We start from the raw sequence: 14,848 nt of genomic DNA on the forward strand, positions 1-14,848 counted from the left end.
TATGCAACTATTAGATGTCGATAACCTGCGGGTTCGATTTACGACACCCGACGGGGATGTCACAGCCGTAAACAATATGACCTTTTCTCTGAACGCTGGCGAAACACTGGGTCTGGTAGGAGAGTCCGGGTCAGGTAAAAGTCAGACCGCTTTTGCCCTCATGGGACTGCTGGCCAAAAACGGCATTATTGAGGGTTCTGCCAAATTTGAGGGCCAGAACATTCTCGGTCTGAGTGAAACAGAGCTGAACCGTATTCGTGCCCAAAAGATCTCCATGATCTTCCAGGACCCCATGACCTCACTGAATCCCTACATGAAAGTAGGGCCTCAATTAATGGAAGTTTTACAACTTCACGAAGGCATAAGCAAAAAAGAAGCCTTTGAAGAATCCGTAAAGATGCTGGATGCGGTAAAAATTCCTGAGGCTCGCAAGCGAATGAATATGTATCCCCATGAATTTTCAGGCGGCATGCGTCAGCGGGTTATGATTGCCATGGCGTTGCTGTGTCGTCCCAAACTGTTGATTGCTGACGAACCGACCACCGCACTGGACGTCACCGTTCAGGCCCAGATCATGGAGCTGTTGAATGAGCTGAAGACCGAGTTTAACACCGCCATCATTATGATCACTCACGACCTGGGGGTTGTGGCCGGCATCTGTGACAAGGTACTGGTGATGTACGCCGGTCGTACCATGGAATATGGCACCACCAACGAGGTCTTCTATGATCCTCGTCATCCTTACTCCCGAGGCCTGCTGGGTGCGATTCCACGACTGGATACAGAGGGTGAAACTCTGCCCACTATTCCGGGCAATCCTCCGAACCTGTTGAGCCTTCCACAGGGCTGTCCTTTCCAGGAGCGTTGCCCCCACGTCATACCACGTTGCCAGCAGGAAGCGCCGCCACTGGAGAGCTTTGGCGAAGGTCGTCAAAAAGCCTGTTTCTGGACACCCGACAACCCCGTAAATACTTCCGGCAGGGGGGTGGCAGCATGAGCCTTCAGCCAGCTATAAAAAGCCCTCAGCAAGCTATAGAGAGCCCTCAGCCTATTTTGAAAGTGCGGGATGTTAAGGTTCATTTCCCGATTCATAAAGCCAAAAACTGGCCCTGGGAGAAATCCCCGGTCCTCAAAGCCGTTGATGGTGTCAGTTTTGATCTCTTCGAAGGAGAAACCCTGGGCGTCGTAGGTGAGTCCGGTTGCGGCAAATCAACACTGGCTCGCTCGATCATTGGTCTGGTGAAGGCTACGGAGGGTGAAATTCTCTGGCAGGACGGCAATATTGCCGGGCTACCGGAAAAAGCCATGAAAAATATCCGTAAGGATATCCAGATGATTTTTCAGGACCCTCTGGCATCACTGAACCCGAGAATGACCGTAGGCGATATCATTGCCGAGCCTCTTCGAAACTATTATCCGGATCTCTCGAAAGATGAGATTCTTTCCCGGGTTCGTGAAATGATGGCCAGGGTGGGCCTGCTGCCCAATGTTATTAACCGCTATCCCCATGAGTTCTCTGGTGGTCAGTGTCAGCGTATTGGTATTGCCCGGGCACTGATTCTCAAGCCGAAACTGGTGATCTGTGATGAGCCGGTGAGTGCTTTGGACGTGTCCATCCAGGCTCAGGTGGTTAACCTGCTGAAAGAGCTTCAGCAACAGATGGGGCTGTCACTGATCTTTATTGCCCACGACCTGAGCGTAGTCAAGCACATCAGTGACCGCGTACTGGTGATGTACCTGGGTAATGAGGTAGAGACCGCCAAGGCCGAGCCGATGTACGATGCCCCCCGTCATCCTTACACCAAAGCGTTGTTATCGGCGGTGCCTATCCCTGATCCGAAAATGGAAAAAGAGAAGGAGATTGAACTGCTGGAAGGCGACCTGCCATCACCTATCAACCCACCCAGCGGCTGTGTCTTCAGAACCCGCTGCCCGATAGCAGAAGCCAGCTGCGCCGAGCATCGTCCAAGATTGATGGATGTAGGCAACCAGCATTTTGCGGCCTGTCCCAAGGCCTGAACCTGTACTTCTTGCCATATCTGCTGACGTGGATATGGCTCCCTTTCTCATAAACCTGCAGAGCAAAACAGACAACTGACCGGCAAAGCCATTAGCTGATCCGAGAAGGACAGTACCCTGTCTCCGTAATAGACAATAACACCCCGTTGAATACATCCTGTTTTTATCAGCATTTCCTGAGCCGCAAACATTTCCTTCTTGATCGTTAAGCCTGCTTTCACTTCAATACCTGTCGCTCGTCCGTTATGTCCGGACAAAATAAAATCCAACTCTCGTTTGTTTTTGTCACGGTAATGAAACAGTTGACAGTCCTCATCACTGACAGCGATGGCTTTCAGCAATTCTGAGCAAACCCAGGTTTCCATCATTGGGTCCATCAGATTTTTATCAGCCTGAAGCAAATCTTCACTGATACCTCTTAGGGCACAAAGCAGTCCAGTGTCCACAAAATGGATTTTGGCCTGCTTGACACTTCGTTTCAGCTCATTACGATGCCAGCCGGGAACTCGCTTCACCAGATAAAGATTTTCCAATGCCGAAACGTACTTCTGTACCGATTTAATATCCATCTGCAAAGCCTTTCCAAGACTGGCATAGTTCAGAGCATCTGATGAAATACAAGCTAACAGCTTCAGTAGTTGGACCATTTCATCCGAACTCAACTCGCCCAGCCAGAGAATCTGCCAGTGTGGGCAGCGTCATAAGATCAACAGAACCAGTCAGAATAAAAGAACCAGGCCGACGATCTTCATCCACTAACAATTTGATAGTACGAATCAGTTCAGGGGCCCTCTGAAACTCATCAATAATGACCGGGCGTGATTGTTGACGCAGCAAGCCAATAGGATCATCACGGGCAATGGAGAGAATATTTTCATCATCCAAAGTTAGATAACTACCCTTTTCCTTTAACTCGCACATTTCCAGAAGATGCTTGCTCAGAGTAGTCTTTCCAGACTGCCTTGGACCGGTTATCACCACTACGGGTGTATCAGTCAGGCATTCCTGAAGATGACGTTCAACAGCTCTGGTGATATAGGACATATTTTCGACCAAAATGGATTTTAAAACCGACTATTATGGATTTTTATTGAGACTAAAATGGATTTCCAATAGAAATATAATGAATTTAAATACTCAGTCATATTCCCTGTCAGCTGGTTTGCGGCGAAACCCATGTCTCCGCAAGCCACTCAGACTCAACAGCTGAAAGCTCGACATCTCCCCTGAAGGAAGCTGATTAATTATGCTTCGGGGGTTGTCATCTGGGCATTTCAAGGGTTTAATTCGCGCATTCTAAACAGCCCTGAGCTTGATCAAGGATCGAGCCTTCCGACAGAGTGAAACGCTTAATAAGTGGTTCCCATTCACTGTTGGTTCTTAATTTCCAGTTTCTCTATCCCTGTCCTGACTGGCTGGTTGGACCTTCCCGTTATTGAAGGTCGGTTTTAAAAGGAAAGGCATCATGCTAAAAGACAATACATACCTCGAAACCCTCTATGATGGCTACGGCCAGAGCTTTTCCGTCGATGAGATGTTGTTCGAACAAAAAACCGAACACCAGCATCTGGTCATATTCAACAATAAGATGTTTGGTCGCATGATGGCACTGGACGGTGTTATCCAGACCACAGAAAAAGATGAGTTTATCTATCACGAAATGATGACTCATGTACCGATCCTGACTCATGGTAGCGCCCGACGTGTTCTGATCATTGGTGGTGGTGACGGTGGTATCCTGCGTGAAGTGCTGAAGCACAAAAGCATTGAACACGTCACTATGGTTGAGATTGATGGCGCAGTGGTCGATATGTGTAAAAAATGGCTGCCTGATCACTCCGCTGGCGCTTACGAAGATCCACGGGCCCACCTGGTGATTGACGACGGCATCAACTTTGTCAGTGACTGTGAAAAAACACCTGACGGCAGCTTTGACGTCATCATTTCTGACTGTACAGACCCCATCGGTCCCGGTGAAGTGCTGTTCTCTTCAGAGTTTTATGCTGGCTGCAAACGTCTGCTAAAAGAAGGTGGCATCTTTGTCGCTCAGAACGGCGTCTGCTTTATGCAACTGGATGAAGTAGAGACTACCAGCCGTCGTCTGGGTCATTATATGGAAGACTGCTACTTCTACAGTGCTGCTGTACCCACTTATGTAGGTGGTACCATGACCTTTGCCTGGGGCTCCGACAATCCCGAAGCCCGTCACGTTTCTCTGGCAACGGTGACTGAACGTTTTGAAGCCTGCGGTGTCGAAACACGTTATTACACTCCCGCTATCCACAAGGCAGCTTTTGCTCTGCCCGGATACGTAGAAAAGGCGATACAGAAGGTCAATGACTAACCCAGTGATGCCCGGCTTTCCAGAAGGCCCGATTAACAACCTTGACACGGTGAACAGAGAAAGAGGATGGAGCGTGGAAGCCTCACGCTCCACCTACAATGCCCGCTATTGGAGCCAGGGATACTTCGATATTAACGATGATGGCGAAGTCGTCTATCTGCCCAGGGGCAGACCGGCAGTCAGTCTCAATAATATTGCCGCGCAACTGGTACGCAAAGGTGCATCATTGCCCATCCTGGTACGTTTCCCGGAGATTCTCCACGATCGGGTTAACACACTGTGTGATGCCTTTAACCAGGCCATTGGGGAATATGGCTATCGCAATGATTACCTTGCGGTTTACCCCATCAAGGTGAATCAGCAGCGAGCCGTGGTTGAAGAGATTCTGGAAAGTCAGGCCGCCAGACAGGATCGCCAACTGGGTCTTGAGTCTGGCAGTAAACCTGAGTTGCTGGCGGTACTGGCCATGGCCAAGCGTGCCAGCTCTGTCATTGTCTGCAATGGCTACAAAGACAGAGAATACATTCGTCTGGCACTGATTGGTGAAAAACTGGGGCATCAGGTCTATATCGTTCTGGAAAAAATCACCGAACTGGAAATGGTTCTTAAAGAGGCCAATGAACTGGGTGTCACCCCAAGGCTGGGGCTTCGTGTTCGCCTTGCTTCCCAAGGCAAGGGAAAATGGCAGGCCAGTGGTGGCGAGAAATCCAAGTTTGGTCTGTCTGCCAGCCAGGTACTGAATGTCATCAAGCGGCTAAAAGACAGTGGCAACATGGACTCTTTGCAGCTATTGCATTTCCATCTGGGCTCCCAGATGTCAAATATTCGTGATATCCGCAAGGGCATCAGCGAATGCGCGAGAGTTTATGCAGAACTTTATCGCTTGGGTGCACCGATCCATTGCCTGGACGTGGGCGGCGGTCTGGCTGTGGACTACGAAGGTACCCGAAGCCAGAGTACCTGCTCCATGAATTACAGCCTCCAGGAATATGCGAACAATATCGTTTATACCCTGGGGGATCTTTGCGCCGAACAGGCCATTCCTGTTCCCAGGATTATATCCGAGTCGGGTAGGAACCTGACGGCCCATCATGCCGTTCTGATCACCGACGTTGTGGGTGTTGAAAGCTACGAGCCGGAAGAACCTGATGCACCGGGCAAAGAGGCTCCACAACTTCTCCATAACATGTGGCGCTCCTGGCAAGATCTGGTGAAAGGTGTTGAGCAACGGGCACTGGTTGAGCTGTTCCACGACACCCAGAGTGACCTTTCAGAGGTTCATACCCAGTTCGGAATCGGTCTGCTGGATCTTGAGCAAAGAGCTTGGGCAGAAAGTATTAATTTGAGAATCTGTTATGAGCTGTCCAGACGACTGTCTCATAAAAACCGCTCTCACAGACCTCTGATTGATGAGCTGAGTGAAAAACTGGCTGACAAATTCTATGTCAACTTTTCACTGTTTCAATCTCTACCCGATGCCTGGGGGATTGATCAGGTTTTCCCGGTGCTGCCACTTTCCGGCCTGAACCGTCCACCGGAAAAGCGGGCCGTTATGCTGGATATTACCTGTGACTCCGATGGCACCATTGACCAGTACGTTGATGGTCAAGGTATTGAAACCACTCTGCCGGTACCTGAGTGGCACCCGGACAAGCCTTATATGATTGGTATTTTCCTGATCGGAGCCTATCAGGAAATTCTGGGTGATATGCACAACTTATTTGGCGACACCGACACGGTATCTGTTCGTGTCACGGATCTGGGATTAATTGAGATGTTTGATTTCCAGACCGGAGACACAGTAGAAGACGTTCTCAAGTACGTCAATCTGAAGCCGGAAAGCTTCCTGCATACCTATAAGAAACTGGTGGAAGAGTATCTGCCAGAATCCAGTCGTGCCTCTGTGCTGGCAGAGCTGGAAGCAGGCCTGAAGGGCTACACCTACCTTGAACACTTGGGAGGAATTGAGCTGTGATGTTCTTCGAAGGCTCCGAAAAAAAAGTAGAAGTCATTACAGCGGCTGAAGCCGGTTCGCTGCGTGGACTGGGCAAAAACTTCTGGTCCGATATGGTAGCCAGGGCTCAGGCGGACATTCTGACGACCCTGAGCAATGACTACTGCGACGCTTACCTGCTGTCTGAATCCAGCCTCTTTGTCTGGGAAGATCGTTTCCTGATGCTGACCTGCGGAACCACAACTCTGGTCGATGCCTTCCTGTTTTTTCTGGAACATGTGGCTGACGAACACATTCTGTTTGCCAGCTTTCAGCGCAAAAATGAGTACCTTTCACATCTGCAGAAAACCTCTTTTGAGGAGGATATTAACCGGATTCAGTCTGAGCTGGAGGGTAGCGCTTTCCGTATTGGTAGTCTGGACAGTCACCACAACTATATCTTTCATCTGAATCGTCCCTATCAGCCTGAAGCCGATGACCAGACCAGTGAATTACTGATGTATCACATCAAAGGTGGGAGCGCTCGATATCTGCGCAGTGAAGGGCAAACGATTGAAGGTATCCGAAAACTACTCAGACTGGATGAAATATTGCCCGGTTTTGATCTGAGTGACTGGCTGTTTGAGCCTTTTGGATACTCTCTCAACGCCATCAGAGGTGATCGTTACGCCACTTTTCATATCACACCTCAGGAGGACAGCTCCTATGTCAGCTTTGAGACCAACCTGAATATGGAAGACGCTGCTATTCTGGAAAGTCTTCTGGAAGCCCTGCGCCCGGGCAGCTGGGATCTGATTGGCTTTAATGCACCGGCTCCCCTGCGGGAAAATGGTGAGTTCAGCTGTCTGACAGAGTGCCTTCTGCCTTTGGCCTGTGGTTATGATATGAGTTTTAATCATTACCAGCATACAGAGCAGCGCTCACTAAAGGCCGTGGAACTGACGGGATAAGACCATGACTACGCTGAAAAGAAAGGAAGACCACTCCCTTTACGCTAATGCCTTTGGCTTTCTGCGGCTGTCGCTGGATTTCAATCCTGTTCAGTCTGGTGCTGACCTGATCATTACCGGCATTCCGTTTGATCTGGCGACTACAGGCCGCAGCGGTGCTCGCTTTGGTCCTGAGGCTATTCGCAAGGCTTCAGTCAACCTGACCTGGGAAGGCAAGCGCTGGCCCTGGTTCTTCAACCTGAAAGACCATCTGTCTTTGGCTGACTGCGGTGATCTGGTCTTTGAATGCGGTAACGCTCAGGATATGAGCGATACCCTGTTCCAACATGCTGACCGGTTATTGTCTGTTGGCAAACGTATGCTGACGTTTGGCGGCGATCACTTTATTACCCTGCCTTTGCTCAGAGCCCACGCCAAACATTATGGCCCTCTGGCACTGATTCATTTTGATGCTCATACCGATGACTATGACCAAGGTGGTAAATTTGACCACGGAACCATGTTTTATCATGCCCAGGTTGAAGGGTTGATTGATACCTCGGCTTCGACCCAGGTTGGTATTCGAACCAATTACGATCACAAGAACACCCCCTTCAACGTTCTGGATGCCAGTTACGTTAACAGTGCCCCAGTGGCAGAGATAGTTGACAATATACGTAAAAAAACAGGTAATCGTCGTGTTTACCTGACCTTTGATATCGACTGTCTGGACCCGGCTTATGCTCCGGGAACCGGAACCCCGGTTTGTGGCGGCCTGACCTCTGACCGGGCTTTACAGCTGCTCAGAGGTCTTGAAGGTCTGGATATTGTGGGCATGGATGTGGTTGAAGTCGCGCCAGCTTACGATCACGCCGATATTACCGCTCTGGCAGGTGCTACGATAGCTCTTGAGATGCTTTATCTTCAGGCAGCCCAATCAAGAGCCACCTGACAAATATCCGGCTCAGGCAAGCTGCCCGTTGATGCTTTGCCTGGCAGGGAGTTGTCCGACCACTCTGACCACTTCAAGCTTATCGGAACATGAGAGCAGGGCAGGGTGTGAACCCGGCTCTCCTTCCGGTATCGGCTGTCCCATCTTCTTATAAAAGTCTATCCAGTAAGGAAATAGTTCTCCGGTTTCCAGATCACGGAACCCCATGGGGGTTTCCGGAAATACCGACTCTCCCTTGTTGGCAGACCTGAACGCTTCCAAAATAAGAGCACTACAGTACCAAGCTCGGTCACTGATATCGGATCGAGCATGACCCTCCGGAGAGAAGTTTCTGTTGTAGGGCGAGTGCAATTGCTCATCAGCAAAGGCCAACGCTTTATCAACTAAAGCAAGCCATGGAGACTTGAGACGAGCCAACAGAATGCAAGGCCGCCCCAGTCCATCACACACGGATTTGTCGATAAACTGATTCAGGCTTATTGTCTGAACCTTTGGCATGACCGCTTCAACCAGCTCCCCGTCTTCCCTAGCAATGGCGACATGATTCAGAGCCATACCGTTGTAACCGGCAAACAGTCTGCTGATAACCCACTCCAGCTCTCCTCCCTTGCGCAGTTGAAACAGAAGGTCGCCTTTTTGCAGTTCTGGAATGGAAATTGCCTTTGGCTGCTCAGTCATTTATCAAAATCCTCATAAAATCTGATGAGAGATTTCTGGAAATATTCAGGTTTTCTGCAGCCTCAGCCGCCGAAAGATTCATAGGCTCAAGAATATCGGGCCTTAGAATTTCCCCGGATGCCCCGTCCTCTATTTCTGATTCATTCAGCCACAGGACGCTATTCAATAACAGTTTGAAGCTTTGCCAGGACTTCATTAACCAGTACTTCAGGGGCACTCTCAACCTTCCTTGATGGCCTTGCCCTAAGATCAATCATCCTCACACCATTAAGGAGCACCACTCCCTGAGTCTCTGTTCCCGTTCCCGTTCCCGTTCCCGTTCCCATCAATGGAACAGTAAAACCCTGCACACGGGAATAATTACCTCCCTGGGTAATTGGGGCAACCAGCACAGAGCCCAAGCGATTAAATGCTTTTACGGAAAGTACAAGACAAGGTCGGCTCTCTCCCTGCACTTCAGATCCTGACACTGGGCTTAGATTCACTCGGATAATATCGCCACGGTCGTAAAGGCTCAAAGTGCTTCATCCCCAACAGGCGGGATTGAATCCCATTCGGTTAACTCTTCCGGCATGGCGGCTGACAGATCGCACTGGGCCAGCAATTCATCCAGTGAATAGCGTGGCCGCTTGGTGGCCTTGGTAATCACCAGACTGTTTTTCACTTCCTCAATAACGATACTGTCACCATCCTTCAAATTCAGCCTGCGCAGTAGTTCTGACGGTATGATGGTTCCTGATGAATTGCCTATTTTTCTGATGACTGTATTCATTCTGAGCTTCCTTATGCTTAACATGTTATAACTTATTATAACATGCTATCAGAATGCTAAAATGCTCATTGTTTTTTAGCCAGCTGACTGATTGCTTTCATTTGGGAGCACTACCGGCGCTGACTTTGCAGCTCTTCTCCAAGCCTGCTCAGCTGCAAGTATTTTCCTGCTGATTCGCTATAAGCTCCCCGGGTACTTCCTCTTGGGGGCCGACCTGAAAAATTGCAATGCTTTGCAGGTTCTTTGTAATCAGGCACTACGAATGTTCATCTCTGGCTTTATGGCGATGGCAGGGTATTTTTTTAGCAGCTTTTTATCATAGATTTGTTTTTATCATCAGGGACGTCCTTCGTTTCGCCACCCGTTCGTTTCTTCGTGATGAGTTTTTGGTAACTGGCTCCAGCGGTTTCTGATGCGTTCAAGGGTATCCAGCTTTTTCGGGTAATGGGTTTCCAGTAGTTCCCTTACTTCTTGCTCCATAGAACGGTTAGCAAAATCGTCGTAAACCCTCGCCCAATCGAGGGTGTCGCAAAACTCTCTCCAGCGTTGGAACGAGTTGACTCCCGTCATTCCCGACTTCATTCTCGTCATTCCCGCGAAGGCGGGAATCCACACTGACTCTCCACCAAAACCATACTGCCCGATGCCCCCCTGGCCTTGTCATCCCCGAGAAGGCAGAGATCCACCATTGGCGCTGGATTCCCGCCTTCGCGGGAATGACGACCTCAGAGCATGGGAACGAGCTGTTGGAGTTTTGCGACACCCTCCGAAGGGTTAGGAGTTTTACACCGACCGCCTAGGCAAACTCTTCCTGGGTCATATCGAGCTGCTGGCGAATGCCTTTGATGTCCAGGGGGGGTCATCTCATGGACGATTGCCCCTGTATTTTCACCTTTTGTGTAGGCCACGGCCTCTTCAAGGCCCTGGATGATGCTGTTCGCTGCGCTTTTCATTTTTTCCATCTTCTTTCGAGCTTACGGATCGCCTGTACCCTTCATGATCTCGCCAGCCTCGGAGTTTGGCTGCTCAGTCGTTTAACCCCCAGAGAGCTCATTTCTGAGCATTTCCAGAATTGGAATGGTCTCCGGACGGATACCTCTCCAGATAGCAAACTGCTCTGCGGCCTGTTCTACCAACATACCCAGACCATCAATCACGGTTCCCGCCCCCTGATCCAATGCCCAGCGGTTGAATACTGTATAAGAAGCTGAATACATCATGTCATAACAACAGGTCGAAGCAGCAATGACTGTTGGTGGAACAGGAGGCAGATCACCATGCAAACTGGCAGAGGTTCCATTGATGATAATATCAAAATGACCTTCCAGTTCTGTAAAGCCGGAAGCTTTTACGGGTTGCTCCGGAAACAGGTCAGCCAAGGTCTCGGCCTTACTGAAAGTGCGGTTGGCAATCACCAGTTCGGTCGGCTTCTGTGCAAGGATCGGCTCAAGGATACCTCTTACCGCACCACCAGCCCCAAGAACCAGCACCCGCGCTCCTTTGATTGAAACACCGTTGTTGACCGTCAGGTCCTGAACCAGACCGAGTCCATCGGTATTGTCTCCGTTGAGAGCACCTTGTTCATCCAGCCAGAGGGTATTAACTGCCCCGGCTTTCTCAGCCCTTGGCGTTCGCACAGTTGATAGCTGCCAGGCCTGCTCCTTGAAAGGAACCGTTACACTCAGACCCAGATAACCACCATTGTCAAAAAAGCGTTTAACGGCCTCTTCAAAGTCATCAACCGGAACCAGTTGGGCGTTGTAACTCAGCCTGTGCCCCAGGGACTCGGCAAACATGGCATGAATTCTGGGCGACTTGCTGTGCTCAATGGGGTTTCCCATCACAGCGTAATGATCAACAGGTATGGCCATTGTTTTTTCTCGGGGAGTGTCACTTTAAATATCAGACCCAGTCTCTGGGTTTCAGGAATTCATTGTACAAACGGGCCTCTTCTGTCCCGTCTTCCGGGTGCCAGTTATAGTCCCAGCGCACAACAGGTGGCAGAGACATCAGGATAGACTCGGTGCGGCCACCGGATTGCAGACCAAATAGTGTGCCACGGTCGTACACAAGGTTGAACTCAACATAACGCCCGCGCCGGTACTCCTGAAAATAACGGTTCTGTTCTGTATATTCACTGTCTTTACGCCTCTGAACAATGGGCAGATAAGCATCGATATAACTGTTGCCTACTGCCTGCATAAACTCGAAGCAGCGTTCAAATGGCCATTCGTTGAGGTCGTCGTAGAACAGACCGCCGACACCACGGGGCTCGTTCCGATGCTTCAGGAAGAAGTATTCGTCACACCATTTTTTGAAGCGGGGATAGACCTCTTCGCCAAAGGGTTCGCATGCTGATCTGGCCACCTGATGCCAGTGTATGCAGTCTTCTTCGAAACCGTAATAAGGTGTCAGGTCATAACCACCGCCGAACCACCAGACCGGGTCAGCCCCTTCTTTTTCGGCAATCAACAGACGAACATTGGCATGAGACGTTGGCACAAACGGATTCCTGGGATGAATCACCAGAGAGACCCCCATGGCCTGAAAACTCCGGCCTTCCAACTCGGGTCTTTTCGCGGTTGCGGAAGGGGGCAGTTTATCGCCTTTTACCTGTGAAAAGTTCACTCCCCCTTTTTCAAACAGAGAGCCACCTTCAATAACCCGGGCACGGCCACCCCCACCACCGTGGTAATCCCAGGTTTCTTCACGAAAAACAGTACCAGTGTCTTCTTTTTCCAGGGCGTTACAGATAGCGTCCTGCAGTGACAGCAGGTATCGCCTGACCCGCTCTATCTGTTCATGGCTGTCTAAAGACTCGCTGCTGTTTTCCGAACTTGTGGCTTTTCCGGTTTGGGCATCGGTCACCATAATACTCCCTGGGCTGGCTGGATAAAAAAGAGACGCAGTTTAACAGAGCCGGAATCAACCGGCCCGAATCAGTCGTCCTGTCTGAAGATCACGAATTTCAGAGGGTTCGGTCTGTGGGCCCGTTCCACCGGAGACAATCAGAGATACCTGATTCCCCATCTGTTCCTGAACCTGCTGCTCAGTCGTTAGAGGAGATTCTCCTGCCCGGTTGGCAGAGGTGGATACCAGTGGCTGGCCGGCCTGTTCACAGAGCTTCTTAACCACTGGGTGAGCACTGACCCTGACAGCGACCGTATCGAACTTGCCACGTACCCAGTCCGGTGTCCATTGCTCAGTATCAGGCAGCAGCCAGGTATAAGGCCCCGGCCAACTGGCTGATAAGGTTTCAAGCTGTGCTTCGGTCAGGTTGGAAAGCAGGGGCGCAATCTGTTGTTGAGATGAGGCAATCAGTATCAGCCCTTTTTCAACAGGGCGATGCTTGATAGCCAGCACTTTGTAAACAGCTTCCCGATTCCAGGGGTCACATCCGAGCCCCCAGACCGCTTCCGTAGGGTAGGCTATGACCCCCCCCTGTTCGATAACAGCCTGAACTTTAGACATAGTGTTTCATCAACTTGATCAGCGAGTAGCGGAGTTTAACAAGGCTGCAAAAGCGCCGCCAGCTGATCAGGATTGACTCAGGCTCCTGTTGATGACTTCCCGACACATTTCGTGCAGGGCAGGGTAGGCTGTCTGATCGAGCCACTCTGTCAGCTTACAGAGCTTGTTTTGCACACTAACTGTACTGCCACCACACACATTGATGTGGCCCATTTTGCGACCAGGTCGTTTTCCTTTGCCGTACCAGTGAATATGAGCCCCCTCCATGGCTATCACAGCTTCGGGAAGCGTGTCTTCACCCAAAATGTTGATCATAGTGGTTTCACGGATAAGACGGGTACTGCCCAGGGGCATTGCACAGATAGCGCGCAGATGATTTTCAAACTGACAGGTTTCAGCTCCCTGCTGAGTCCAGTGCCCGGAGTTGTGGACCCTTGGCGCTATTTCATTGACCAGCAGGGAGCCATTGACATCAAAGAACTCCAAAGCCAGCACTCCGACGTAGTCCAGACTCTCGGCTACCGCAATGAACATCTGCTTTGCCTGTCCCTGCAAAGCCTGATCAGTGATCGCAGTAGAAAGACTCAACACCCCGTTAGTATGTACATTCTCGGCCAGAGGGTAGACCGCAACCGTTCCATCTGCGCTTCGGGCACCGACCATTGAGACTTCACGATCAAAAGGGACAAACTCTTCGGCAACAATAGCCTGATGGTCGGTGGCTGCAATGCATTCAGCCATTTCTGTCCAGATGGCATCAGCCTGATCAGCCTCTTTTAACCGCCACTGTCCCTTACCGTCATAGCCGCCCAGAGCAGTCTTGAGCACCATGGGCAGACCCACATGCTCAATGGCTTCCACGTAGTCTTCGTATGAGTGAATGACAAAGTATCGGGCATTTTGAACGCCTGCATCGTCCAGCCGTTTTTTCTCGATTCGGCGATCGCCACCGGCCTCAATAGCTTTTGTAGATGGCAGGAATTTACCGCTTTTCTCACAGATAGCCAGAATATCGAGGGGAATGTGCTCAAATTCTGCAGTAACGACATCAGCCTGCCTGATTGCCGATTCCAGGTCATCACCGGTGGTCATTTGAGTCAGTGGGTGAATCACTGTTTTGCTGCTTACATCATAAGCACTGATTTGAATGTTCAGCGGTGCGCCAGCCAATGACATCATTCGTGCCAACTGACCGGCCCCCAGCACTAAAACCTGCATCAGATTAATCCTCGGCCGGATTGGGATTAGCCAGAACCGTGTCCGTTTGTTCTTTGCGGAAAGCTTCTACTTTAGCCATGACCGCTTCGTTGTGGGTACCAATGATTTGAGCGGCCAGAATACCGGCATTGGCTGCACCTGCCTCGCCAATGGCCAGAGTTCCTACGGCAATCCCTTTGGGCATCTGGGCGATGGACAGTAATGAGTCCATACCTTTCAGTGCTTTGGACTGAACAGGCACACCCAGAACAGGCAGGCTGGTGAAAGCTGCTGCCATACCGGGCAGGTGAGCCGCACCACCCGCACCTGCGATGATGACTTTGAGGCCCCGTTCTTTTGCGCCTGTGGCGTAGTCAGCCAACAGCTGGGGAGTCCTGTGTGCTGAAACCACTCTGGTTTCATAGCGGACTCCAAACCGATCCAGCATTTCTGCTGCCAGTTTCATCGTTGGCCAGTCTGACCTGGACCCCATGATAATGCCGACTTCCATCTCAAACTCCTGTAAGCCGTG

18 protein-coding genes are annotated in these 14,848 nt (G+C 50.5%); 7 read left to right on the forward strand and 11 right to left on the reverse strand.

Annotated features, from left to right (window positions below; translation table 11 throughout):
- The first annotated feature begins 1 nt into the window (after position 1).
- The gene (locus tag P6910_RS26465; RefSeq protein WP_317144214.1) at positions 2-997 is read left to right on the forward strand and encodes an ABC transporter ATP-binding protein; all 996 of its coding nucleotides are present in this window, start codon (positions 2-4) and stop codon (positions 995-997) included.
- Complete coding sequence (gene oppF, locus P6910_RS26470) at positions 994-2,019, forward strand: murein tripeptide/oligopeptide ABC transporter ATP binding protein OppF (protein WP_317144215.1); 1,026 nt, start codon at positions 994-996, stop codon at positions 2,017-2,019. Before P6910_RS26465 ends, oppF begins: the two co-directional genes overlap by 4 nt.
- Before the next feature lie 47 nt (positions 2,020-2,066).
- Here the strand turns inward: oppF and P6910_RS26475 are convergent, their stop codons facing one another.
- Positions 2,067-2,681, reverse strand: a complete 615-nt coding sequence (locus tag P6910_RS26475) for a DUF4143 domain-containing protein (protein WP_317144216.1) — start codon at positions 2,679-2,681, stop codon at positions 2,067-2,069.
- Positions 2,668-3,063 carry an AAA family ATPase gene (locus P6910_RS26480; RefSeq protein WP_317144217.1) on the reverse strand — a complete coding sequence of 132 codons (396 nt, stop codon included), beginning with the start codon at positions 3,061-3,063 and terminating at the stop codon, positions 2,668-2,670. The genes P6910_RS26475 and P6910_RS26480 overlap by 14 nt, the downstream gene beginning before the upstream one ends.
- A gap of 421 nt (positions 3,064-3,484) precedes the next feature.
- On the opposite strand from P6910_RS26480, the gene speE reads away from it, so the two are divergent.
- From speE to speB, 4 genes are read left to right on the forward strand one after another with little or no spacing between them, the layout of a single operon-like run.
- Positions 3,485-4,363, forward strand: coding sequence for a polyamine aminopropyltransferase (gene speE, locus P6910_RS26485; protein WP_317144218.1), 879 nt, complete (start codon positions 3,485-3,487; stop codon positions 4,361-4,363).
- Positions 4,356-6,338: a biosynthetic arginine decarboxylase gene (gene speA, locus P6910_RS26490; RefSeq protein WP_317144219.1), complete on the forward strand. Its 1,983-nt coding sequence runs from the start codon at positions 4,356-4,358 to the stop codon at positions 6,336-6,338. The genes speE and speA overlap by 8 nt, the downstream gene beginning before the upstream one ends.
- Entirely contained in the window at positions 6,338-7,267 is a 930-nt protein-coding gene (locus P6910_RS26495; RefSeq protein ID WP_317146595.1) for an adenosylmethionine decarboxylase, read from the forward strand. The genes speA and P6910_RS26495 overlap by 1 nt, the downstream gene beginning before the upstream one ends.
- Before the next feature lie 4 nt (positions 7,268-7,271).
- The gene (gene speB / locus P6910_RS26500) at positions 7,272-8,198 is read left to right on the forward strand and encodes an agmatinase (RefSeq protein WP_317144220.1); all 927 of its coding nucleotides are present in this window, start codon (positions 7,272-7,274) and stop codon (positions 8,196-8,198) included.
- A 12-nt stretch (positions 8,199-8,210) separates the two neighbouring features.
- Here the strand turns inward: speB and P6910_RS26505 are convergent, their stop codons facing one another.
- From P6910_RS26505 to P6910_RS26520, 4 genes are all read right to left on the reverse strand, one after another.
- Complete coding sequence (locus P6910_RS26505) at positions 8,211-8,876, reverse strand: YiiX/YebB-like N1pC/P60 family cysteine hydrolase (RefSeq protein ID WP_317144221.1); 666 nt, start codon at positions 8,874-8,876, stop codon at positions 8,211-8,213.
- A 158-nt stretch (positions 8,877-9,034) separates the two neighbouring features.
- Positions 9,035-9,394, reverse strand: coding sequence for a type II toxin-antitoxin system ChpB family toxin (locus P6910_RS26510; protein ID WP_317144222.1), 360 nt, complete (start codon positions 9,392-9,394; stop codon positions 9,035-9,037).
- Entirely contained in the window at positions 9,391-9,648 is a 258-nt protein-coding gene (locus P6910_RS26515) for an AbrB/MazE/SpoVT family DNA-binding domain-containing protein (protein ID WP_317144223.1), read from the reverse strand. The genes P6910_RS26510 and P6910_RS26515 overlap by 4 nt, the downstream gene beginning before the upstream one ends.
- A 336-nt stretch (positions 9,649-9,984) precedes the next feature.
- Positions 9,985-10,128 (reverse strand): hypothetical protein, encoded by a 144-nt coding sequence (locus P6910_RS26520; RefSeq protein ID WP_317144224.1) that lies wholly within the window; start codon positions 10,126-10,128, stop codon positions 9,985-9,987.
- Positions 10,129-10,171: 43 nt separating this feature from the next.
- On the opposite strand from P6910_RS26520, the gene P6910_RS26525 reads away from it, so the two are divergent.
- On the forward strand, positions 10,172-10,426 hold the full coding sequence (locus tag P6910_RS26525; RefSeq protein WP_317144225.1) for a hypothetical protein: 255 nt from the start codon (positions 10,172-10,174) through the stop codon (positions 10,424-10,426).
- 256 nt (positions 10,427-10,682) lie between these two features.
- Here P6910_RS26525 and aroE read toward each other — a convergent pair whose 3' ends face one another.
- The 5 genes from aroE to purE all read right to left on the reverse strand — a co-directional run bounded on the left by aroE (position 10,683) and on the right by purE (position 14,827).
- Positions 10,683-11,519 (reverse strand): shikimate dehydrogenase, encoded by an 837-nt coding sequence (gene aroE / locus P6910_RS26530; protein ID WP_317144226.1) that lies wholly within the window; start codon positions 11,517-11,519, stop codon positions 10,683-10,685.
- Positions 11,520-11,550: 31 nt separating this feature from the next.
- On the reverse strand, positions 11,551-12,519 hold the full coding sequence (gene hemF, locus P6910_RS26535; RefSeq protein ID WP_317144227.1) for an oxygen-dependent coproporphyrinogen oxidase: 969 nt from the start codon (positions 12,517-12,519) through the stop codon (positions 11,551-11,553).
- A gap of 54 nt (positions 12,520-12,573) precedes the next feature.
- Positions 12,574-13,119, reverse strand: a complete 546-nt coding sequence (locus P6910_RS26540) for an L-threonylcarbamoyladenylate synthase (RefSeq protein WP_317144228.1) — start codon at positions 13,117-13,119, stop codon at positions 12,574-12,576.
- A 66-nt stretch (positions 13,120-13,185) separates the two neighbouring features.
- On the reverse strand, positions 13,186-14,337 hold the full coding sequence (locus P6910_RS26545) for a 5-(carboxyamino)imidazole ribonucleotide synthase (RefSeq protein WP_317144229.1): 1,152 nt from the start codon (positions 14,335-14,337) through the stop codon (positions 13,186-13,188).
- Between the two features lie 4 nt (positions 14,338-14,341).
- Positions 14,342-14,827 carry a 5-(carboxyamino)imidazole ribonucleotide mutase gene (gene purE, locus P6910_RS26550; RefSeq protein WP_317144230.1) on the reverse strand — a complete coding sequence of 162 codons (486 nt, stop codon included), beginning with the start codon at positions 14,825-14,827 and terminating at the stop codon, positions 14,342-14,344.
- Between the last annotated feature and the right edge of the window lie 21 nt (positions 14,828-14,848).

Source organism: Endozoicomonas sp. 8E (assembly GCF_032883915.1).
GTDB lineage: Bacteria > Pseudomonadota > Gammaproteobacteria > Pseudomonadales > Endozoicomonadaceae > Endozoicomonas_A.